Origin of the sequence: Cyanobium sp. WAJ14-Wanaka, from assembly GCF_024345375.1 — a bacterium.
Taxonomy (GTDB): domain Bacteria; phylum Cyanobacteriota; class Cyanobacteriia; order PCC-6307; family Cyanobiaceae; genus Cyanobium_A.
Genome location: NZ_JAGQAZ010000001.1, coordinates 847,564 through 868,537, shown reverse-complemented (window position 1 = coordinate 868,537; position 20,974 = coordinate 847,564). Strand labels below are relative to the sequence as shown.

Below are 20,974 nucleotides of genomic sequence, written 5' to 3'. Positions count from 1 at the left end.
ATTAGCTTTTAGGAAGCTGGTCTGCTTTGCCAAGGCTGGCAGCCTGCCCTGGGCTGAGCCTACCGGCCGCCAGCAGCACCTCAGTAATTTGCTCGATGGTGAGCACGGCGTGGCAGCGGTAGCCAGCTTCGGCTAGCAGTTCCTTGGCCTGGCGGTCATGGTCGCCGCCGTGGTCTATGAACACCACCACATCGCGGACGATCAGGCCCGAGCTCTCCAGTTTGGCGATGCCACCCATTACCGAACCGCCCGTAATCAGGATGTCGTCTACGACCACCACCTGCTCGCCCTCGTAGAAATCGCCTTCGATTAGGCGGCGGGCCCCATGGGCCTTTACCTCCTTGCGGGGGTAGATCAATGGTTTGTGTAGTTGCAACGACAGGCCGGTGGCAGTGGGCAGGGAGCCGTAGGGAATGCCGGCAATGCGATCAAATTGCAGCCCCTCCAATTTGCCGGTGTAGGCATGAAGTACCCGATGGAAGAGGTTGGGGTCGGAAATTATCTGGCGCAGGTCGATGTAGTAGTTGAAAAGTGCGCCCGATGCCTGCACATAGTCGCCAAATAACAGGCAGCCAATATCAAACAATTCCACAATTAATTCGCCAAGTTCCGCCGCAAAGGGATCTGCCGCAAGGGGATCTTTCGCAAAGGGATCTTTCGCAAAGGGATCCGTCGCCATTTGGCCAGTGGCCAGGGCGGGCTTGGCCGCTTCCGGTGGAATCCACAGGGCACAGCTCTCGGCCTCCGGGCTGGGGGCTTGGCTGGGGCTGGTTTGGTTTTGGTTGCTCTGGCGCTGCTTTTCCCTGCGCTCTAGCCAATGTTCGCGCTTGGCACGGATTTGTTTTTTCAGGGCCTCGGCCCTGGCCCCAATCGAGTCTTCGATCAAGAGGTTTTGGGGAAGGGGCAGCAGCAGCCCGTCGGCGGCATCGCTCAGGCCCGCTTCGAGCATCGCTTCGAGGCTGTCCTCCCCTGACCAAAGACTGCGCAGGATCACAAACCGCTGCGGGGCCGCTTTTCGCACCCTGGCTAGCACCGCCGGGTCGCTGGTGCCCACCTCCAGCAGCACCTGCTCGGGGGTGCCCCAGAGCTGGGTTTCGCGCACGATCTGCAGATAGAGGGGCTCGGCCTCATTTGGGTAGTGCTGGATCAGGCGGGCCGCTTCGTTGGAGCTGTGGCAGGTCATCACCACGGCCTTGCCGGGATAGAGCAGGAAGGGGGCGGCGATGTCCTGGCCCGCCAGGGGCGAAAGGGTTACGGCATCGGCGCCAAATTCCTTGAACAGGTAATGGGCGAGGGCCGATGAGGAGTTGAGATCCCCGTGTTTGGTGTCGACGATCAGGGGCAGATCCCGCGGCACCAGATCCCGCACCTCCAGCAACAGCTCCAGGCCCACGGGCCCCAGGGCCTGATAAAAACCCAGGCTGGGCTTGTAGGCGCAGACATGGGGGGCGGTCTCCTCAATTACCGCCTTGATCCACTGGCGGGCCTGGCTGAGGAAGGAGCGGCCACCCATCCCCCGCTGCTGCGCCCAGCTCTGCAGCATCTCCGGGTTGGGATCAAGGCCCGTTACCAGCAGCGACTGCCGCTCGCTAATCGCATCGGTTAGTTGGACGAAGAAGCTCATGGCTGCAGCCGCCAGGGCAGGTTTTCACCGGCGTGGAAGGGCACCAGCTCGACGCCCGAGAGATGGAGGCGTTCAGGAATCAGCTGGGGCTCGCGACTGAGCCTGATTGTGCCCTGGTTTTGGGGAAGGCCATAGAAGCGGGGTCCAAATTCGGAGGCGAATCCCTCCAGTTTGTCTAGGGCACCCTCCTGTTCAAACACCGTGGCGTAGCTCTCGATGGCAAAGGGTGCACAGAAAATCCCGGCGCAACCGCAGGCCGATTCCTTGGCGTTGCGGGGGTGGGGGGCTGAATCGGTGCCCAGGAAAAATTTCGGGTTGCCCGAGGTGGCTGCGCTGCGCAGGGCGATGCGGTGCAGTTCGCGCTTGGCCACGGGCAGGCAGTAGAAGTCGGGGCGCAGGCCACCCCTAAACATGGCGTTGCGGTTGATGTGCAGGTGGTGGGGTGTGATGGTGGCGGCCAGGTTGGCCGGGCCGGCGGCCACGAAATCCACTGAATCGGCTGTGGTGATGTGCTCCAACACCACCTTCAGGCCTGGATGCCGCTCCAGAAGGGGGGCGAGCTGGCGTTCGATGAAAACCGCCTCCCGATCAAAAATATCGATCTCGGCATCGGTCACCTCCCCGTGGATCAACAGGGGAATGCCGATCCGCTCCAGGGTTTCGATCACTGCAGTGATGGCCTCCAGGCTGGTAACGCCGGCGGCGGAATTGGTGGTGGCGTTGGCGGGGTAGAGCTTGCAGGCGCTGAAGACCCCCTCCCTAAATCCCCGTTCCAGTTCGGCCGGATCGATGGAATCGGTTAGGTAGGCGGTGAGTAGGGGGGTGAAGCCGCCGCCAGCGGCCTGGCGGATCCGCTCCCGGTAGGCCTGGGCCGCCTGCACCGTGGTGATCGGCGGATTGAGGTTTGGCATCACGATCGCCCTGGCAAACTGCCTGGCCGTGCTCTTCGCCACCGCCTCGAGCATGGCGCCATCGCGCAGGTGAACGTGCCAGTCGTCGGGTTGTCGAATCGTGAGCGACTGGTCGGCCATGGCTGCGGGCCTGGGGAGATTTGTTTGGATAATGTCAGAATCTTTAGGTTTATTGCAGATCCTTGGATGTCCGCTGGAACGCCCGTTGTCTCAAAGCCCACGATCGGTGAACTTGAAGCCGGCTATCCCAGCTGCTGCAAGGCCCTACGGATCCTGATCAAGGACAAGAAAAGCATTGAGGCGATCCAGCGCACCGTTGCCTGGGAAAGGCTGACCCTGCTGAACAAGAGCTTGCCTAGCCGCTACAAGGCCCCCGATTACCTCTATTTCATGCTTAAGCGCGAGATTGAACAGCCCGTTTCTGCGGCTGCCTGAGCCTGCTCCCGCTGTGGTGGGTTAAGCGCAAATTCATGCCCGCGCCCAAGGTTTAAGGCCACCCAGCCTGGCCCGTGGGCCCCGCCAGAGGTGCTGGCTGACGGCAATGGGGGGCAGCCGCGTCAAAAATGATTTTCCAAGGGGTATGGTTAGAGATTGTTTGCCGCGATCTTGATGAACCAGCTGCTTTCTTCGCTTCACCCGAATCCAGGATGGACCGGAGCCGCTCTCGCACCCGTTGCGAACCAACCGATCTCCGACACGGTGGGTAAACATTGCATTCTCGAGCTCTACGGCTGTAGTAGCGCCAAGCTCGACGACGAAGTTTTCCTTAGGGACGCCATCACCACAGCAGCGCAACTGGCTGGCGCCACCCTGCTCAACCTGATTACCCACCGTTTTGAGCCCCAGGGCGTAACGGGTTTGGCCCTGTTGGCTGAATCCCACATTTCGATCCACACCTGGCCGGAATCGGGCTATGCGGCCGTGGACGTGTTCACTTGCGGTGACCACACTATGCCGGAAAGGGCCTGCCAGGTGCTGGCAGAAAGGCTGGATGCGGGTAATCACAAGCTCACCAGCTTCCGCCGTGAAACCCCCAACGCCATCGCCGACACCCCCCGCGAACCTGAGCTCGAACCCCATTGGTTGGCATCCGTTGGTGCGGGCATTTCAGCTGAGCGCCTGGCAGAACACCTTGGGCAGCCCTGCTTTTAGGGCATCGCTAAGTAGGGCGGCGCGGTTGCGGTTTCTACTGCGTTGGGGTTCGCTGCTGCGCACCTCAACCAGGTAACCATCGCTGCGTTGGGGGCTCCAGGAAATCAGCAGCCGTAGATCTTCTCCGGCGGTTTTTTTGGTGGGGTTTGCCTCGGCAAAAATCACCCCGCTTTGCCAATCCGCAAGGCAAAGGCTCATGCCTAATTGCTCTAGGTAGAGGGTTAGGGATTCGCTCTCAAACGAAATTGAACAGCTGTGGTGCCATTGATGAAAGGCCATGGGGGCTTTGTAGATCTCAGCATCTGGGGATGTAGGTGATCTGGATCACTAGGTCAGGTTGTTTTTACTGTCCTTGAGCTCCTTCCAGATTTTGCGAATCTGGTCATAGGCCTGCTCCTGGCTCAATTTGCCGTTGCTTTGTAGGCCAACGATCAGACCGATGCGTTCTGCAAAGGTTTCTAGATTTTGGTGAAAGACCAGGCGCTCAGGTGTCCAGTCCGAGCCCCGGTAGCTGGAATGGACTTCCAGGGGAGATTGAACTTCAGGCCCTGGGCCATCGCCGTCAAGGGGGGCGCTGCCCATTACGAAAATTTTCCAATCTTAAACAATAGGCAGTCCAGGTTAAGCATTCTTAAAGACGCCGCACCTTGCCGCACATGGGCTTGTTGTCTGCAGCACAACTATCTGCGGACCACCGCCCTCAACATGCTGTAGCCCGGTTGGGAGATTACGGACATGGTCAAATTTCTCGATGATTGGTTCCCCCAGGTGGTGCTCTGCCTGCTGATGCAGGCTTTCATTATTGGTGGCGCCAGGGTGCTTGATCGGATTGGCCCTTCGCAGCCCCTGGGCCCCAGCGCCCAATTAGCACTCTGAAAAGGCCGGCCCTACAGGCTATTTTGCTGAATTGTGATCTGGGATACATCGCCGGGTGATCTATTTGGTGGCGCGCAGCCGATCTGAATAGGTAAAGTATGGCTGACTTCTGTCTGAAGTCAAAAACCTATCGGTGTGAGGACCCCGATGAAACTTTCTAAAAAGCTAGTGCTGGCCATGGCCGGTACCGGCCTGCTGGCCCCCATGGCCGCTCAGGCTCAAGAGGTCGCTTCGATGGGCAGCCGTGCTGCCATCAACGAGTACTCCCAACAGCAAGACAACGACACCTTCCGCGCCTGGGCTTCTAAGAACCAGGTGACAAGTGTCAACCAGTTTTCCGATGTGAAGCCCACCGATTGGGCCTATCAGGCCCTTTCCAACCTGGTGGAGAAGTACGGCTGTGTGGCCGGCTATCCCGATGGCAAGTTCAAGGGTGCCCAGGCGATGACCCGCTTTGAAGCGGCCGCCATCCTGAATGCCTGCCTCGATCGCGTCTCCGAGAAGACCGACGAGCTGCAGAAGCTGATGGATGAGTTCGACAAGGAACTCACCGTGCTGACCGCCCGGGTTGATGGCCTCGAGAGCAAGGTGGGCAAACTCCAAGCCCAGCAGTTCTCCACCACCACCAAGCTGAAGGGTGAAGTGAGCATGATCCTGGGTGGGATCCCTGGTTATTCAACTAAATCAGGTACAGGTGGCACAACAAGCGCGAAGCAAGGCAGCACCACGTTTAACTACGACCTGCGCCTGAGCTTCGACACCAGCTACACAGGCCAGGATCTATTGAGAACCCGCCTGCGCTCAGGCAACTTCAGCTCCAGGCCCTTCGGTAGTTCTGCTACTCCATTCAAGCTGGACAAGGCAGAGCAATCAACTGCTGGCTCCAGCAACATCTGGGTTGATCGCCTTTACTACACCTTCCCCGTTACTTCCGATAAGAGCGTCAAGCTAACCCTTGGCGCCATTGTTCGTAACACCGAAATTGCCTGGATAGCCAGTGCCTATAAGTCTGACATTCTCGACATCTATGCCCTGGGCGGCACCAGCGCCGTCTACAACAAGGCCACTGGCCAAGGCGTGGGCCTCCAGTGGAAGCAGAATGTGGAGAAGGGCAAGCCATTCTGGGTGGCCAATGCAAACTATGTGGTTAACGGGACTGCTTCTGGAGTTGATGATGGTGCTAGTTCTAACCAGGGTGTTTTTAATTCAAATTCCGGTCTAAACATGTTGGCCCAGCTGGGCTACAAGGCTCCCCAGTGGGGTGCTGCCATCGGCTACCGCTATGGCACTACCGATTCAACTAACCGTGATGGCAACGGTGCTGCCGGAGCGACACTTCTCTCTAACCAGTACAGCAACGCAGTTGCCTTCAACACCTACTGGCAGCCTGTCAAGACCGGGGTTATCCCCTCTGTGAGCTTTGGCTATGCCTACAATTTTGTAGACAACGGCGTAGGCTCACAATCTGCTACTGGCACAGCTTCTTCTTCCCAGTGGTTCGTTGGTTTCCAGTGGGATGATGCCTTCGTCAAGAGCAATGCCGCCGGTATTGCCTTGGGTCAGCCTATGAATGCTGTAGGTGGTAACCAGGACAACCCCTGGCTGTTTGAATTCTTCTACAAGATTCAAGCCACCGACAACATCTCCATCACCCCCACCCTGTTCTACGGCTCTGGCATCGCCAACAGTGCTGCAAACATCAACACTTCCTTCCAGGGCCTCGGCGGCGTGATTCAGACCACCTTCAAGTTCTGATAATTCAGGGCTTGTTTATCAGCTAACACTCCTCACGCAGTCCTCGAACTGCTTCTCACACGAAAACCCTCCAGCCCCCCAGAAATGGGGGGCTTTTTTATGGTCGTGCTCCTTTGGCCCTGGCCGGCGAATCCTGGCCCTGGCCGGCGAATTAAATCCCAGTCTTGATCGGCTCTTAATGGTCCATTAACGACCCGGGGCCGTGCTTTTTGCTACTAATAGCTCGACCCCAAACGTCTGACCCATGACCTTCGCAAAGAAGGCCCTGATTTTTGGCTCACTGGCCCTACTGGGTGCAAACAGTGCAGCTTTTGCCGCCGATCGTCTCAACGGTTCTGGCGCTACCTTCCCCGCCGATATCTACACCAAATGGTTTGCAGGCCTCGCTAAGAGCGGTGGCCCCAAGGTGAACTACCAGAGCGTGGGCTCCGGTGCCGGACGCAAGGCGTTCATCGATGAGACCGTGAGCTTCGCCGCTTCCGACGACCCGATCTCAGCAAAGGACAAGGCCAAGGTTTCCCGTGGTGTGGTGCAGATCCCCACCGTGGGTGGCACGATCGCCCTGGGTTACAACTACCCCGGCTGCAACCTGAAGATCACCCAAAAGCAGGTGGTATCCGTGTTCATGGGCTCTATTGACGACTGGAAGGAGCTGGGTTGCAAGCCCGGCAAGATCACCGTGGTGCACCGCTCCGATGGTTCAGGCACCACCGCGGCCTTCACCGATTCACTTTCTACCTTCTCCAAGGAATGGACCCTGGGCAGTGCCAAGTCCGTGAATTGGAAGGTGGGTGTGGGCGGTAAGGGCAATGAGGGTGTTTCTGGCGTAGTTTCCACCACCCCCGGCACGATCGGCTACATGAGCCAGTCTTTTGTGAAGGGCGCAATCAAGGCGGCTGCCGTTCAAAACAAGGCCGGTCAGTTTGTGTTGCCTGGCTTCAAGAGCGGTAAGGCTGCCCTTAGCGGCATCACCCTTGACCGTGATCTAGCCGGCGGCAACCCCAACCCCTCCGCCAGCGGCGCCTATCCGATTACCACCCTCACCTACCTCCTCCTTTACAAGACAGGAAACGGTGCCAAGACCGATGCCCTCAAGCAGATGCTCAACTACATCTTGAGCGATAAGGTCCAGGCCCAGGCCGACGACCTCGGCTTTGTGCCCCTTAGCGAGGGCATCCAAGCCCAGGCTAAGGCGGCTGTAGACAAGATCAGCCAGTAATTGCTGTTTGTCAGTTGCTAGCCGCAACTGGCTTCTGTTGATTTCCCAGGGGGGCTCCAATTTGGGCCCCTTTTTTTATGCGCTGATAGCTCCTTTTCCATTTAGCTGGCGGGGTGGCGTTGGCAGCTTGGTGCTCACCCCATAGGCAAGGGCCACCAGCAGGCACGAGCACCACAGGCAGGCCTGCATTCCACCGACCAGGAACAGGGCGCCGGAGAGCAACGTGCCCACAAGCCGGCCAGCGGCATTGGCCATGTAATAGAAGCCCACGTTGAGGCTCACCGATTCGGCATCGGTGTAGGCCAGCACCATGTAGCTGTGGATCGAGGAATTCATCGCAAACACGGCCCCGAAGGCCGCCAGCCCCACCACCACGGCGATGCCGGGATTGCCCACGTCGCGCCACAGGCTGATGGCGATCAGGGCGGGGATGGCCGTCAGTACGGCGCTCCAGAACTGCACCGCCGACACCCCCGGAGGCGCACTTTTCCCCCAGCTGCGCCGCAGGGCAGGGGCTGAAGCCTGAATGATCCCGTAGCCGATCACCCACAGGCCCATGAAGCCTCCCACCTCCCAGTACTTCCAGCCCAGGGCCGCCTGCAGAAACACCGGCAGCGCCACCACGAACCAGACATCACGGGCGCCGAACAGGAAGAAGCGAGCTGTAGAGAGCACATTGATGCCCTTCGATTTCGAGAACAGGGCCGTAATGGCGGGCTTCTCCTTCATGCGCCCGATCTCACCCGGCAGCACCAGGGTCATCAGGAACGAGAGAAATAGTCCGGCCGCCATGGCGCCCACGGCGGCATTGAAGCCGACCGTGGTGAGCAGCAGGCCACCAAGAAAAAAGCCCACCCCCTTGAGGGCGTTTTTGGAGCCGGTGAGGATCGCCACCCATTGGAACAGCTGGTTCTCGCCCCTGCTGTGATCCTCCGGGGTTTCTGGCACCACCGTCTTGATGGCGCTCTTGGCGCTCATCTTGTTGAGGTCCTTGGCGATGCCACTGATCGCCTGGGCCACCATCACGTAGGCCACGCTCCACCACTTGGGCCAGGTATCCGCCACCGGAATCAGCATCAGCAGGGCAGCCACCTGCATCAGTGTTCCGGCCCAGAGTGTGAGCCGCAGCCCAAAGCGGGCCCCCAGCCAGCCGCCGTAGAGGTTGGTGAGAATGCCAAAAAACTCGTAGAAGAGAAACAGAAAGGCGATCTCCAGGGTGGAGTAGCCGAGCTGGTGGAAATGGAACACCACCAGCATCCGCAGGGCCCCATCGGTGAGGGTGAAGGCCCAGTAGTTGGCCGTGACGATGGCGTACTGCTGCAGGCCCGTGAGGTGTTTCATGCGCCGACACCTTCAAGAGCCGCCACGTGGCAGGCCAGATCGGCCATCCGGCAGCTATAGCCCCATTCGTTGTCGTACCAGGCGTAGACCTTCAGCTGGGTGCCATTAACCACCATGGTTGAGGGCCCATCGACGATGGCGCTGCGGCAATCGTTGACGTAGTCGATCGATACCAGCGGCCGGCTCTCAAAGCCCAAAATCCCCTGCAGCTCTGCCTTGGCGGCCGCCTCAAAGGCCCGGTTCACCTCCTCCGCATCGGTGGCCCGCTCCAGCTCAAACACCGCATCGGTGAGGGAGCCATTGAGCAGGGGCACCCGCACGGCGTGGCCGTTGAGCTTGCCCTGCAGCTCGGGAAAAATCATGCCGATGGCCCGGGCCGAGCCAGTGGTGGTGGGAATCAGGCTCTGGCTAGACGAACGGGCCCGCCGCAGGTCGCTCTTGAAGCCATCAACCACCACCTGGGTGTTGGTGATGTTGTGCAGGGTGGTGATCGAGCCGTGGCGGATGCCAAAGCCCTCCTGCAGCACCTTCACCACCGGGGCCAGGCAGTTGGTGGTGCAGGAGGCGGCGGTGAGCAGCCGGTGTTGGCCTGGTTCGTAGAGCTGGTGGTTGATTCCGTAAACGATGTTCAGGGCCTCTGCCCCGGCGATTTCTCCCTTCACCGGGCAGGCCACGATCACCCGCTTGATCCCCAGCTGCTCGAAGTAGGGGGCCAGGGTTTCCGGTGTTTTGAACTTGCCGCTGCACTCGAGCACCATTTCCACGCCGGCGGCTTGCCAGGCCACGGCGGCCGGTTGCAGCTGTTGGGAATAGCCGATCTCCTGGGCAGCCACCCGGAAGCTCTGGCTGCCCCCGCTGTTGTTGCTGCTGCAGCTGACCGGTTGGTTCCAGCGGCCGTGGACGGAGTCGAACTCGAGCAGGTGGGCAGCTGCCCGGGCATCACCGCCTGGATCGTTGACATGGACCAGCTCAATGCCGGGACGGCCCCAGAGGGCCCGAAACACCAGCCGCCCGATGCGGCCAAAACCGTTGATGCCGATGCGCATGGCCAGTTCCGCAGCAGAAGACAATTACTCATCAATCTTACTTGATGCATCAATCTTTTTTGTTGGATTTGGCGTGTCTGTGGCTGCTCAGGGCTGCTGTGGCTGCCAGGGTTGGGCTGTGTTTGGCTTGGAGTGGCTTAATTGGCTATGGCCTTGATCGCTATTGCCCCCCTTTCGGCTGAGCAGGCCCGAGCGCTGCTCAAGGCCCTGGCCGATCCCCTGCGCCTGCAAATCCTTGATGCCTTGGGCCCTGGTGAGCGCTGTGTCTGTGATCTCACTGCCGATCTGGGCCTGGCCCAGTCCAAGCTTTCCTTCCACCTCAAGGTGCTCAAGGACGCCGGCCTGTTGCTCGATCGCCAGGAGGGCCGCTGGGTCTTCTATCAGCTCCAGCCCCAGGCAATTGGGGCCCTCCAGGGCTGGCTGGACCAACTGGCCCAGGCAAAGGAGCGCCCCAGCTCCAGCTGCTGCTGAGGCCTTCCCCTACTTGCTGGGCTCCAACTGGATGGTGCTGTGGGCGATTCCCAATTCGGCGAGCTTTTGTTTGGCCTGATGCAGCAGGGCCATGTCGTCGACGGCGCCGAGGGGCCGGCTGATGTGGGTGGTGAGGGCGTTTTGGGAGGTGCTGATTCCCCAGACATGCAAGTGGTGCACGTCATCTACCCCGGGAATGGCCCGCAGGGTTGCCTCTACTTCCGCCAGATCAATGCTGCGGGGCACCGCATCGAGGGCAATCATCAGGGCCTCCTGCAGTAGCTCCCAGCCGCTGTAGCCCACGGCCAGGCCCACGCCGATCGCGGTGAAGGCATCCACCCGATGCCATTGGGTGAACTGCACCACCAGGGCGCTCAACAGCACGGCTGCCGACACGGCCGCATCAGTTAAAAGGTGCACCACGGCGGCCCGGCGGTTGAGGTCGTGGCTGTGGTCGCGGCCAAATAGCCGGGCTGAAAACAGGTTGACCGCGATGCCAGCAGCAGCAGCTATCGCCACCGGTCCTCCGCTGATCGGCACCGGCTGCCAGAGGCGCTGGATGCCCTCCACCACCACCACCAGGGCGGCGATCAGGATCAAAATTGCATTGATCAAGGAAGCCAGCTGGGTGCTGCGGCCAAAGCCGTAGGTGAAGCGCCCCTGGGCTGGCCTGGTGCTCAATTTCTCGGCACCCCAACCAAACAGCAGCCCAGCCACGTCGCCCAGGTTGTGGATCGCATCACCCACCAGCGCCAGGGAGCCAAAACCGAGCCCAATAACAAGTTGGAAGGCCGAGAGGAAGCTGTTGAGGATCACGCTCCAGCGAAAGGCCGTTGCCGAGCCAGGGCGGTGCTCGTGCTGGCGCCAATGGGGTTGGCGCTGGATAGCCACGGCCGGATGGACCGGCTGCCCGTGCTGGTGCCCCTGCTGGTGGCCGTGCTGGTGGTGGTCGCCCATGCACCCTTTTAGGAGGTCCACTGTTTCTAGGGGCAAACCTGGCTTTCAGCAGCGGGGTCTTGGCTCCGTAACCAACCCTTAAACGGCTAACTACCTGCCCTTTGCCCTGGTGCTGATGGGCCTCCATAGGGTTTGCCTCGTAACTTGATTTGGCGCCGCGATGGTCTTCACGCCCTCCCGCGACACGAGCTCCAATCCGAATTTTCTTGAGCTGCTGGAAACCAGCTACGAGAAACGCAATTTGGTCCACCTGCCCTCCGGCAGCTCCGTGCCCATGCTCAAAAAGAGTGTTTGGCTGGTGGTGCGGGGCATGGTGAAGCTCGGTGCCATCTCGATCCAGGGCGATGAGCTGGTGCTTGGTATTGCCGGGCCCAATGAGCCCTTCGGTGATCCCCTCTCCAACGTGGATGTCTACGGCGCCACCGCCCTGGTGGACACAGACCTGCTCTGCCTGAGCTGCGAGGAGATTGCCGGCTCCCCCCACCTGGCCATGGCCCTGCTGCAGGGCATGGCGGCCCGCTACCGCCAAAGCGAGGCGATGTTGGCCCTGCTGGGCCTGCGCCGGATCGAAGATCGGCTGCGGGGCTTTTTGGAGCTGCTAGCCCACGATTACGGCCAGCCCTGTAAGCAAGGCCTCCGCCTCAACATCAAGCTCACCCACCAGGAATTGGCCAGCGCGATCAGCACCACCCGCGTCACCGTGACCCGGGTTTTGGGCCTGCTCAAGCAGGAGGGCTGGCTCCTCCAAGACGAAGATCGCCGCTTGGTGGTGGCCCACCTGCCCCGGCGTGCTGCTGGTTAAGTCCGTTGACTAAGTCCGTTGGTTAAGTCAGCGTTCTGGGCTGCAATTCTCCAGGCCCCCGTCCAGAATGGGGAAATGCAGCCTTCTTTGCTGGTCGTCGAGGATGACGAAACAATCCGGGAAACCCTGCGCGATGCCCTCGAGCTAGAGGGTTTTGCCGTGACGGCCTGTGGCAACGGCCGCGATGCCCTGCAGATTTTGCAGCGCACGCCAGAAGAAGACGGATTCGCCCTGGTCGTTCTCGACCTAATGCTGCCCGGCTTGGGTGGTTTGGAGGTATGCAGGCAGTTGCGCCAAGGGGGCAACCACACCCCAATTCTGGTCGTTAGTGCCCGCGACACCGAAACCGACCGGGTCCTGGGTCTGGAGGTGGGCGCCGACGACTACCTGGTCAAGCCCTTTGGCATGCGTGAGTTGGTGGCCCGCTGCCGGGCCCTGTTGCGCCGCTCCACCAACCAGCAGGAGCCGGCGAAGGTCCTGGAGCACTCCAACCTGCGCATCTACACAGAGGAGTGCCGGGTTACCCGCGATGGCTTGGATGTGAACCTCTCCCCGAAGGAATACCGCCTGCTGGAGCTGTTTATGCAGTACCCACGCCGGGTTTGGAGCCGCGACAAATTGCTCGAGCACATCTGGGGCATCGATTACATCGGCGACAGCAAAACGGTGGACGTGCATATCCGCTGGATGCGTGAAAAGTTGGAAGAGAATCCCTCCAGCCCGGTCCATCTCATAACCGTTCGCGGATTCGGCTATCGCTTTGGCTAGTGCCTGGCTGGCCCTTGGCCTATTGATCGGCCTTTGCACTGGCCTGGGAATTTCCTGGCTAGGTCAGCGGCGCCTTGCCAGGCCGCAGGGCTCCAGCCGTCTATTGCCCAGTGTGCGGCAGTTGCTCCAGTGGATTAATGCCTCGCCTAGCGGCTGGATCCTCCTTGATCGGGGCGGCCTGATTCGCCACATTTCCCCAAGGGCCGAGCGCCTGCTGCAGGTGAATGCGGGCCGTAGCCTAAATGGCCGCTCTTTTCGGGAGGTGTACGTCGACCAGGCCCTCAATAGCGCCATTGCGGTGGCCAGCTGCCAGGACCGGACCCAGCGCCTCGACTTGCGCCTCGGCGAGGAGGAGGTGGAGGTGTTGGTGGTGCCTGGCAGCAAGGGCTGGCTGGGGGTGCAATTACAAACCCGCCGATCCCTCGAGGCCCAGCTTGAGCAGCAGGAGCGCTGGGTTAGTGACGTGGCCCATGAGCTGAAAACCCCACTTACCGCTTTGCTGTTGGTGGGCGACAGCCTGGCGGGCCAGGTAAATAGCCAAAACGCCCGCATGGTGGAGCGTCTGCAGCGGGAATTGCTGCGGCTGCAGGAATTGGTGGGCGATCTGCTCGAGCTCTCCCGGTTGGAGAACATCACGCCTGGGGCCACGGCCCGCAGCGGTGAGGTGGTTTTGCCCGAGCTGGTGGAGCAGGTCTGGCAGGGCTTAAGGCCCCTGGCCGATCAGCGTGGGGTGGCCCTGGAGCTCGAACCTGCCCCTTCCCTTGCCCTGCAGGCCGATCGCTCCAGGCTGCACCGGGCGGTGTTGAATTTGCTTGATAACGCCCTGCGCTACAGCCCCGATGGCGGCGCCATCACTGTGGCGATCGAGGAGCGCAGTGGCTGGCTCCAGCTGCGGGTGAGCGACCAGGGACCAGGTTTGAGCGAGGAAGATCTCGATCACATGTTTGAGCGCTTTTATCGGGGTGATCCCTCCAGGGTGCGCAGCCCCCGGACAGGCAGTGGCCTGGGGTTGCCGATCGTGCAGCAAATTGCCGCCACCCATGGCGGCCGCATCCAGGCCTTCAACCACCCCAAAGGTGGAGCGGTGCTCGAGTTGACCCTGCCCCTAGGCCAGACTTAGCCAATCGTTTTGTAGGGCTAGGCGTGGCTCGTTTTGCTGAGTTGCTGCGGGCAGCCAACAACCTCAAGCTGCTGGCCGCCGTTGGCCGCAGCCAGGGAGATTTGTCCTGCATTGCCGACCTCGTCGACCATTGGATAGACACCCCCCAGATGGTCGATTGCCTACGCCGCTTTCGCCAGGTGCCAGGTGGCGCGGAGCTCCTGGATGGGCGCTATCCCCCCCTCCAGCCAAACATTGAAAGCCTGATCCAGTTGCCCGAGGGCAGCCTGGGCCATAGCTATGCGGCCCTGATTCGCAGCCTCAATTACAACCCAGAATTTTTCCGGCCTCGCCCGGTCGACACCGAGGGCCGCTGGCTCACCCAGAGGGTGGCCACCACCCACGACATTCACCATGTGGTGAGTGGGTTTGGCACCTCCCAGGAGGGCGAAATAGGTGTGCTGTCTATTACCGCCGCCCAGATCGGTTTCCCTGCCTATGTGCTGCTGACCAGTGCCGGCCAACTGGCCACTTTCCGCTTCCAAACCGAGCGCTTTAGCCAGCTAAGTGCGGCCCAGGCCCATGGCACGGCCATGGCCCGGAGCGCCAGCTGTCTGGCGGCCGTGCGCTGGGAGGAGGGCTGGGATCGGCCCCTGGCCGATTGGCGGCGGGAGCTGGGCATCACCGAGCCCGCCAATGATGAGCCCTATGGCTTGTCTATTCCTAGGCTGGATCCAATTCAGAGTGCTCCCCTCCCCCAAGGATGACCAGCATTTACGCCGATAACAGCTTCACCATTGGTAAAACTCCCCTGGTGCAGCTGAACCGGGTTAGCGCCGGTTGTAAGGCCAGGGTGCTGGCCAAGATTGAGGGGCGAAATCCTGCCTTTTCGGTGAAGTGCCGCATTGGTTCGGCCATGATTTGGCAGGCGGAAAAAGATGGCCTGCTGGGTCCTGGTAAGGAATTGGTGGAGCCCACCAGCGGCAACACCGGCATTGCATTGGCCTTTGTGGCGGCTTCCCGCGGCATCAAGCTCACGCTCACCATGCCGGAAACGATGAGCCTGGAGCGCCGCAAGTTGCTCACCGCCTATGGCGCCCACCTGGTGCTCACCGAGGGCAAATTCGGTATGTCGGGTGCGATCCAGGCGGCCCAGGAATTGGCCAGCTCCGATCCTGATCGCTATGTGCTTCTGCAGCAGTTTGCCAACCCGGCAAATCCCCAGATCCACCACGACACCACGGGCCCCGAGATCTGGAATGACACCGATGGCTTGGTGGATGTGTTGGTGGCTGGGGTCGGCACCGGCGGCACAATTACGGGGGTCAGTCGCTACATCAAAACCACCCTCGGTAAGCCGCTGGTGTCGGTGGCGGTGGAGCCGATCAGCAGCCCGGTAATCAGCCAAACCCTGGCGGGCGAAGAGATCAGGCCCGGCGGTCACAAGATTCAGGGGATCGGGGCCGGTTTCGTGCCCGCCAATTTGGATCTGGCCATGGTGGATGAGGTGGAAACCGTGGGCGATGAGGAGGCCGTGGCCATGGCCCGGCGCCTGATGCGTGAGGAGGGCATCTTGGCTGGAATCTCCTGCGGGGCAGCCACCGTGGCGGCCCTGCGCCTAGCCCAGCAGGAGCGCTTTGCCGGCCAAACCATCGTGGTGGTGCTGCCCGATTCCGGTGAGCGCTACCTCAGCTCGGTGCTGTTTGAAGGCATGTTTAACGACAGGGGGCTAGCCCTGGCCTAAAGCCTGCCCTATAACTGCCGCGGTCTTCAGCGCGTGATGCCCTGGTGAACGAACCCAACCCCTACGAACAGGACCAGTCTCCAGAGCCGGCCCCAGAGCAGGCTCCCGAGCTCACTATGGAGTTGAGCCCTGAGCCAGCAACTGCGGTGGAGATCCCTGTCGCAGAAGCGGCACCGATCGTGCCGGTGGAAGCCCACGGGGCGGGCGCAGAGGCCAAAGAACTGTTGGGCTTGCCCCTGCAGTTTCTGAATCTGCTGCTGCAAAAGCTTGGCGCCACCAGGCTCGACAGCCTGGCTGAGTTTCTGCCAGCCCTGCGGCTACTGGCCATTGCCCTGGTGGCGGGCATCGCTTTGAAAATCACCGGCTCCACCCTGGGGGCGATCAATGAAATCCCCTTGGTGGGTGGGCTGCTGGAGCTGCTGGGTTTGGTTGGCTTGCTGAATTTTCTAGCCCGCAATGCCCTTAAGCAGCAAAAACGGGCGGAATTGCTGAGCCGCATTGTCAAACTTAGGAAGGATTTTCTGGGATAACGCCCTTAGGTGCAGGATCAATTAGCCATCGTCACGAATTCTTCGGAGACGCTGGGGTGGAGGGCCATGGTGCGATCGAAGTCGTCCTTGGTGGCGCCCATGCCAATGGCAATGGCTGCCATTTGAATGATTTCGGCGCTGTGTTCACCCACCATGTGGCAGCCCAGCACCTTGCCGCTGCTGGCTTCCACCACCAGCTTCAACAACACCGCCGGGCCCCGCTTGGGTAGGGCCTGGGCCATGGGCCGGAATTTGGCCCGATGCACCCTGATGCCTTCGCTGCCATGGCGCTCTATGGCCGCTTCTTCGCTCAGGCCCACGGTGGCCAGTTCCGGCTGGCTGAACACCGCCATGGCCACTAGATCGTGGTTCACCTGCCGGGGCCTGTGGCAGTAAACCGTATCGGCGAAGGCCCGCCCCTCATCAATCGCCACGGGAGTGAGGTTGATGCGGTCGGTCACGTCTCCCACGGCGTAGATGTGGGGCACATTTGTGGATTGATCGGCATCCACCGGAATTCGCGACCCCTCGGTTTCGACGCCGGCCGCTTCCAGATTTAGGCCCGCCAGGAAGGGCCGGCGGCCCGTGGCCAAAAGCACTCCGCCGCAGGCCAGGGATTCTTCCCCGGGGCTGGTAACAACCGTGATGGCGCCGGGCTTGCCCTCCAGGGCGGTGGGGCTGGTGCCGGTGCGGATGTCGATGCCCTCTGCGACCATCGCCTCCTGCACTGCCAGGGCTGCCTCCCTGTCGAAGCCCCGCAGGATTTGCTCGCCCCGCACTAACAGGGTCACCTGTACGCCCAGGCCATGGAGGATGCAGGCAAATTCGCAGGCGATGAAACCAGCTCCCACCACCACCATCTGCTTTGGCAGGGCCTCCAGCAGAAACATCTCATCGCTCACCCAGCCCAGTTCGGCTCCTGCAATGGCCGGACGCTGGGGGCGACCGCCGACGGCGATCAGGATGCGCTCGGCGCCGTAGTGAAATACCTCTTCACTGGCACTTCTAACGGCCACGGTATGGCCGTCTACAAAGAATCCCCAGCCGCGCATCAGGCTGACGCCAGCTTTTTCTAGAAAACCGAGGTGCAGTTGGTTGAGGCGGTCGACCTCGGCACGCACGTTGGTGAGCAGGGTGATGGGGTTGGCTCGGTAGGCCTCCACTTCCCAGCCGTAGCTAGCCGCGTCGCCCAGCAGGTGCCGGTAGGCCGAGCCGTAGACCAGCAGTTTCTTGGGTACGCAGCCTCGGATTACGCAGGTGCCGCCCACCCGATCGCCCTCCACAATGGCCACCTTGGCGCCATGGCTGGCGGCCCGCTTGGCCGCTGCCAGGCCGCCGGAGCCGGCACCAAGCACGATCAGATCAAAATGCTCTTGCATGGGTTGGTCGGGCGCTTCGACCAATTAAAAAGCCCCCAGGGTTACTGGGGGCAGGATTTGGTAACTAGAGGGCAATCTCGCCGGATTCGCCGGTGCGAATCCGAATTGCCTGCTCCACGGGGCTTACAAAGATCTTGCCGTCGCCAATTTCACCGGTGTGAGCTGCCTTGGAGATGGCCTCGATTGCTGCAGTTACCTTGTCGTCTTTGACCACAAGGATCACCTTTGCCTTGGCAATGAAGTCGACTTTGTATTCATTGCCCCGATAGCGCTCTACCTGACCCTTTTGTTGACCGAATCCGCGGGCTTCGGAGACGGTCATGCCGACAATTTCGATGTCAACTAGGGCTGTTTTAACGGCATCCACCTTGGATGGCCTAATCATGGCCGTGATTTGTTTCATGATCGATTAACCGTTCATGGGATCGTAGGCCTCTTCACCATGGGCAACGAAGTCGAGACCGCGCTCCTCTTCGGATTGGCTAACCCGTAGGCCAATTGTGGACTTGATGATCAAAAGGATGATCAAGGTGCCAATACCTACGAATCCCCAGGTGACCAGCACTGCCTGGAATTGGGCGCCCAGCATGGCCAGGTTGCCGCCCTTGGCCAGGATCTCGGCGGATTTGGGGAAATAGTCCGCAGGGACCAGGGCTGGAGCGGCCAGCAGGCCGGTTAGCAAGGCGCCAACCGTGCCGCCGATGCCGTGCACCATGAAGGCATCCAAGGAATCATCGAATTTGATCGAGGCCTTAACCCGCACCGCAATCAAGCAGGCGGTGGCGCTCAGGGCTCCAATTACCAGGGCTGGACCCATGTAAACGAAACCAGCTGCGGGGGTAATGCCCACAAGCCCTGCCACGGCACCGGTGGCGCCACCAACTGCGGTGGGCTTGCCATCCACGAACCACTCGATCATGCACCAGGTGAGCAGGGCAGCCGAGGCTGCTGCGGTGGTGGTTAGGAAGGAAAGGCCGGCCCCCTTGGCTGCGAAATAGCTGGCGCCGTTAAAGCCAAACCAGCCGAACCAAAGCAGGCCTGCACCCAGGAGGATGTAGGGCACGTTGTGGGGAGGGCGTTGACCGTCCGGGTAGGTGCTGCGGGGGCCCACGATGGCCGCAGACACAAGGGCGGCAACACCGGCAGCGATGTGCACCACGGTGCCACCGGCAAAGTCGATGGCGCCGATTGCACCGAAGGGACCGATGTAACCACCACCCCAAACCATGTGGCAGAGGGGGCAATAGATAAAGAGGCTCCAGAGCAGGCTGAACCAGAACCAGGCCTTGAAGTTGATCCGCTCAACCACCGCGCCTGAGATCAGGGCTGGAGTAATGATTGCGAACATGCCCTGGAAAAGGGCAAATGATGTGGCGCTGATGTTGAAACCATCGGCCAGGGGAGCATCCCCCAGCGGACCACCGACGCCATTGAGGAACATTGCCCCCAGGCCACCAATGAAGGGGCTGTTGAAACCAAGGTCGAAGGAAAGGCTGTAGCCAATTACTACCCAGAGCACCCCGATGAGACCCATCAGGAAGAAGCTCATCATCATTGTGTTGAGCACGTTCTTGGCGCGCGTAAAGCCGCCGTAGAAGAACGCCAGGCCCGGGGTCATCAATAACACCAGGGCTGAGCCCATCAACATCAACAGGGTGTCGGCACCATCGGTGACCCCTGGAGCGAGGGCTGCCTGGGCCTTGCCAGCCATCAGGGGCAGGAGGCCTGCGCCTGCGGCCATCAGAATTAACGCGTAGCGCTGCATCTGGGGCTGTTGAACGCCAGCTAGAACTCGCTGACGAAAAAGATCAAAGGTGGCAAGTGGTGTCTTTCCACCGCCGGCCATGGGGACATGGGTCATGAAGGGGAGATGCCTCGCCAACGTTCGCTTAGGCACAGTCCCCCACGGCGGGGGGGAGGGTGTGTAGCAACTGCAACCAAACTCCAAATTGGTGCCGGGCTGCCTAAAACGGAACCCAGTTCTTCTTCCCCCATGGCCGCTTCAACTGCTCCCAGCTGGCAGGAGCTCGAGCAGGCGGTAGGCGCCCTCCAGCCCCTGGATCGCATCGAGGGGCCCACCAACGCCCAGGCCCAGTTGCGTTTATTTGGCCTGCCGGAGGCCTCCGTGCGGGTGACCCTCTACCGCGACCACCACGCCTGGTGCCCCTATTGCCAGAAGGTCTGGCTGTGGCTCGAGGAAAAGCGGATCCCCTATCGGATCCGCAAGGTGACGATGTTTTGCTACGGCGAAAAGGAAAGCTGGTTTAAGCAGCTGGTGCCCTCGGGCATGCTGCCCGCCCTCCAGCTGGATGGCCGCCTGATCACCGAAAGCGACGTGATCCTGGAGTCGCTCGAGGCTGCCTTTGGACCCCTGGGGGCGGGGCTAAACGATCCGGAGGTGTTGCCCCTGCGGATGTTGGAGCGGCGAGTCTTTCGCGCCTGGTGCCAATGGCTTTGCCGGCCCAATCCCAATTCGCAGGAGGAGGAAAGCGGCCGTTTGCGCTTCCAGCGCAGCGCCGTGGCCATGGAAGAGGCCCTTGCCGTAACGGCCGGACCCTTTTTGCTGGGGCCAGAGCCGGAAACGGCCGACCTGATCTTTGTGCCCTACCTCGAGCGGATGGCGGCGAGCCTGGCCTACTACAAGGGCTACCTGCTGCGCCAGGAGCATCCGGCGATCGACCGCTGGTTTGCGGGCCTAGAGCTGCGCCCCACCTACCTGGGTACCCAGAGCGATTTCCACACCCACGCCCACGATTTGCCGCCCCAGATGGGGGGCTGCCATGCCAATGGCAGTCGGGCCCAGCTGGCCTTGGCCAGCCGCATTGATAGGGGGCCCTGGCCCATTGGCAGTGGCCCCTGGCCCATCGGCAGTGATCCGGGCGCGCCCGATCTGGAAACCTCCCAGGCACCGCCAGCCAATTCGGCCCTGCTGGCTCTAGCCCGGGTGCTGGCCCATCGAGGCCCAATTTTGGAGCGCAATCCCTTGGGTGCGGAGCTGTTTGATCCGGCCCTGCGTGCTGCCCTTAGCGGTTTGCTGCCGGGCTGCGAACCCCTGGCCCCGCCGCCAGGTACGGCGCCAGGCCTGCGTTACCTGCGCAATCGCATCAACGTGCCCCGCGACATGCCCCTGCATGCGGCCCGGCGGCTGCGCCAGGTGCTGGGGGCCAGCGCCGATCTGGATGGGGCTTGTCAGGGATCTGCCGACCCCGCCCTGGAGGGGCCGCCGATCCCGTTCCAGCATCGCCGCGACCAAAACCCCCTGCCCTTCCTGGCGGCCAAGTAAGCCCACCATCCCTAGGG

At 61.2% G+C, this 20,974-nt stretch carries 23 protein-coding genes; 13 read left to right on the top strand and 10 right to left on the bottom strand.

What is annotated here, in order from left to right; all coding sequences use genetic code 11:
- Position 1: 1 nt before the first annotated feature.
- Positions 2 to 1,624, bottom strand: coding sequence for a bifunctional orotidine-5'-phosphate decarboxylase/orotate phosphoribosyltransferase (locus KBY49_RS04915; RefSeq protein ID WP_254933614.1), 1,623 nt, complete (start codon positions 1,622 to 1,624; stop codon positions 2 to 4).
- Positions 1,621 to 2,655, bottom strand: a complete 1,035-nt coding sequence (pyrC, locus tag KBY49_RS04910; RefSeq protein WP_254933613.1) for a dihydroorotase — start codon at positions 2,653 to 2,655, stop codon at positions 1,621 to 1,623. Before pyrC ends, KBY49_RS04915 begins: the two co-directional genes overlap by 4 nt.
- Positions 2,656 to 2,721: 66 nt before the next feature.
- On the opposite strand from pyrC, the gene KBY49_RS04905 reads away from it, so the two are divergent.
- Positions 2,722 to 2,970 carry a DUF3136 domain-containing protein gene (locus tag KBY49_RS04905; protein ID WP_254933612.1) on the top strand — a complete coding sequence of 83 codons (249 nt, stop codon included), beginning with the start codon at positions 2,722 to 2,724 and terminating at the stop codon, positions 2,968 to 2,970.
- A gap of 174 nt (positions 2,971 to 3,144) precedes the next feature.
- Entirely contained in the window at positions 3,145 to 3,687 is a 543-nt protein-coding gene (gene speD / locus KBY49_RS04900) for an adenosylmethionine decarboxylase (protein ID WP_254933611.1), read from the top strand.
- Here speD and KBY49_RS04895 read toward each other — a convergent pair.
- On the bottom strand, positions 3,643 to 3,966 hold the full coding sequence (locus tag KBY49_RS04895; protein WP_254933610.1) for a hypothetical protein: 324 nt from the start codon (positions 3,964 to 3,966) through the stop codon (positions 3,643 to 3,645). The two genes, speD and KBY49_RS04895, sit on opposite strands and share 45 nt — an antisense overlap.
- Positions 3,967 to 4,014: 48 nt before the next feature.
- The gene (locus KBY49_RS04890; RefSeq protein WP_254933609.1) at positions 4,015 to 4,269 is read right to left on the bottom strand and encodes a hypothetical protein; all 255 of its coding nucleotides are present in this window, start codon (positions 4,267 to 4,269) and stop codon (positions 4,015 to 4,017) included.
- 153 nt (positions 4,270 to 4,422) lie between these two features.
- Between KBY49_RS04890 and KBY49_RS04885 the strand changes: the two genes are divergently transcribed.
- From KBY49_RS04885 to pstS, 3 genes are all read left to right on the top strand, one after another.
- Complete coding sequence (locus tag KBY49_RS04885; RefSeq protein WP_254933608.1) at positions 4,423 to 4,563, top strand: hypothetical protein; 141 nt, start codon at positions 4,423 to 4,425, stop codon at positions 4,561 to 4,563.
- 147 nt (positions 4,564 to 4,710) lie between these two features.
- A complete protein-coding gene (locus KBY49_RS04880; protein ID WP_254933607.1) occupies positions 4,711 to 6,318 on the top strand; it encodes an iron uptake porin in 1,608 nt (535 codons plus the stop codon).
- 244 nt (positions 6,319 to 6,562) lie between these two features.
- Positions 6,563 to 7,537, top strand: coding sequence for a phosphate ABC transporter substrate-binding protein PstS (gene pstS, locus KBY49_RS04875; RefSeq protein WP_254933606.1), 975 nt, complete (start codon positions 6,563 to 6,565; stop codon positions 7,535 to 7,537).
- A 75-nt stretch (positions 7,538 to 7,612) separates the two neighbouring features.
- Here pstS and arsJ read toward each other — a convergent pair whose 3' ends face one another.
- Positions 7,613 to 8,878, bottom strand: coding sequence for an organoarsenical effux MFS transporter ArsJ (gene arsJ / locus KBY49_RS04870; protein ID WP_254933605.1), 1,266 nt, complete (start codon positions 8,876 to 8,878; stop codon positions 7,613 to 7,615).
- Entirely contained in the window at positions 8,875 to 9,924 is a 1,050-nt protein-coding gene (locus KBY49_RS04865) for an ArsJ-associated glyceraldehyde-3-phosphate dehydrogenase (protein ID WP_254934032.1), read from the bottom strand. Before KBY49_RS04865 ends, arsJ begins: the two co-directional genes overlap by 4 nt.
- 147 nt (positions 9,925 to 10,071) lie before the next feature.
- On the opposite strand from KBY49_RS04865, the gene KBY49_RS04860 reads away from it, so the two are divergent.
- The gene (locus KBY49_RS04860; protein WP_254933604.1) at positions 10,072 to 10,395 is read left to right on the top strand and encodes a helix-turn-helix transcriptional regulator; all 324 of its coding nucleotides are present in this window, start codon (positions 10,072 to 10,074) and stop codon (positions 10,393 to 10,395) included.
- Positions 10,396 to 10,404: 9 nt separating this feature from the next.
- Here the strand turns inward: KBY49_RS04860 and KBY49_RS04855 are convergent, their stop codons facing one another.
- Positions 10,405 to 11,352, bottom strand: coding sequence for a cation diffusion facilitator family transporter (locus tag KBY49_RS04855; protein WP_254933603.1), 948 nt, complete (start codon positions 11,350 to 11,352; stop codon positions 10,405 to 10,407).
- A 160-nt stretch (positions 11,353 to 11,512) separates the two neighbouring features.
- Here KBY49_RS04855 and KBY49_RS04850 point away from each other — a divergent pair, with 160 nt between their 5' ends.
- The 6 genes from KBY49_RS04850 (at position 11,513) to KBY49_RS04825 (ending at position 16,295) form a co-directional block, all read left to right on the top strand.
- Positions 11,513 to 12,154 (top strand): Crp/Fnr family transcriptional regulator, encoded by a 642-nt coding sequence (locus tag KBY49_RS04850; protein WP_254933602.1) that lies wholly within the window; start codon positions 11,513 to 11,515, stop codon positions 12,152 to 12,154.
- Between the two features lie 75 nt (positions 12,155 to 12,229).
- The gene (locus KBY49_RS04845; RefSeq protein WP_254933601.1) at positions 12,230 to 12,922 is read left to right on the top strand and encodes a response regulator transcription factor; all 693 of its coding nucleotides are present in this window, start codon (positions 12,230 to 12,232) and stop codon (positions 12,920 to 12,922) included.
- Positions 12,915 to 14,042 (top strand): cell wall metabolism sensor histidine kinase WalK, encoded by a 1,128-nt coding sequence (locus KBY49_RS04840; RefSeq protein WP_254933600.1) that lies wholly within the window; start codon positions 12,915 to 12,917, stop codon positions 14,040 to 14,042. Before KBY49_RS04845 ends, KBY49_RS04840 begins: the two co-directional genes overlap by 8 nt.
- Positions 14,043 to 14,065: 23 nt before the next feature.
- On the top strand, positions 14,066 to 14,788 hold the full coding sequence (locus tag KBY49_RS04835; protein WP_254933599.1) for a Coq4 family protein: 723 nt from the start codon (positions 14,066 to 14,068) through the stop codon (positions 14,786 to 14,788).
- Complete coding sequence (cysK, locus tag KBY49_RS04830) at positions 14,785 to 15,765, top strand: cysteine synthase A (RefSeq protein WP_254933598.1); 981 nt, start codon at positions 14,785 to 14,787, stop codon at positions 15,763 to 15,765. Before KBY49_RS04835 ends, cysK begins: the two co-directional genes overlap by 4 nt.
- 44 nt (positions 15,766 to 15,809) lie before the next feature.
- Entirely contained in the window at positions 15,810 to 16,295 is a 486-nt protein-coding gene (locus tag KBY49_RS04825; protein ID WP_254933597.1) for a CAAD domain-containing protein, read from the top strand.
- Positions 16,296 to 16,312: 17 nt separating this feature from the next.
- Here the strand turns inward: KBY49_RS04825 and gorA are convergent, their stop codons facing one another.
- From gorA to KBY49_RS04810, 3 genes are all read right to left on the bottom strand, one after another.
- The gene (gorA, locus tag KBY49_RS04820; RefSeq protein ID WP_254933596.1) at positions 16,313 to 17,674 is read right to left on the bottom strand and encodes a glutathione-disulfide reductase; all 1,362 of its coding nucleotides are present in this window, start codon (positions 17,672 to 17,674) and stop codon (positions 16,313 to 16,315) included.
- A 64-nt stretch (positions 17,675 to 17,738) separates the two neighbouring features.
- Positions 17,739 to 18,077, bottom strand: a complete 339-nt coding sequence (locus KBY49_RS04815) for a P-II family nitrogen regulator (protein WP_254933595.1) — start codon at positions 18,075 to 18,077, stop codon at positions 17,739 to 17,741.
- A gap of 6 nt (positions 18,078 to 18,083) precedes the next feature.
- The gene (locus tag KBY49_RS04810) at positions 18,084 to 19,535 is read right to left on the bottom strand and encodes an ammonium transporter (protein ID WP_254933594.1); all 1,452 of its coding nucleotides are present in this window, start codon (positions 19,533 to 19,535) and stop codon (positions 18,084 to 18,086) included.
- A gap of 132 nt (positions 19,536 to 19,667) precedes the next feature.
- Here KBY49_RS04810 and KBY49_RS04805 point away from each other — a divergent pair, with 132 nt between their 5' ends.
- Positions 19,668 to 20,957, top strand: a complete 1,290-nt coding sequence (locus KBY49_RS04805; RefSeq protein ID WP_254933593.1) for a glutathione S-transferase family protein — start codon at positions 19,668 to 19,670, stop codon at positions 20,955 to 20,957.
- The last annotated feature ends 17 nt before the right edge of the window (positions 20,958 to 20,974 follow it).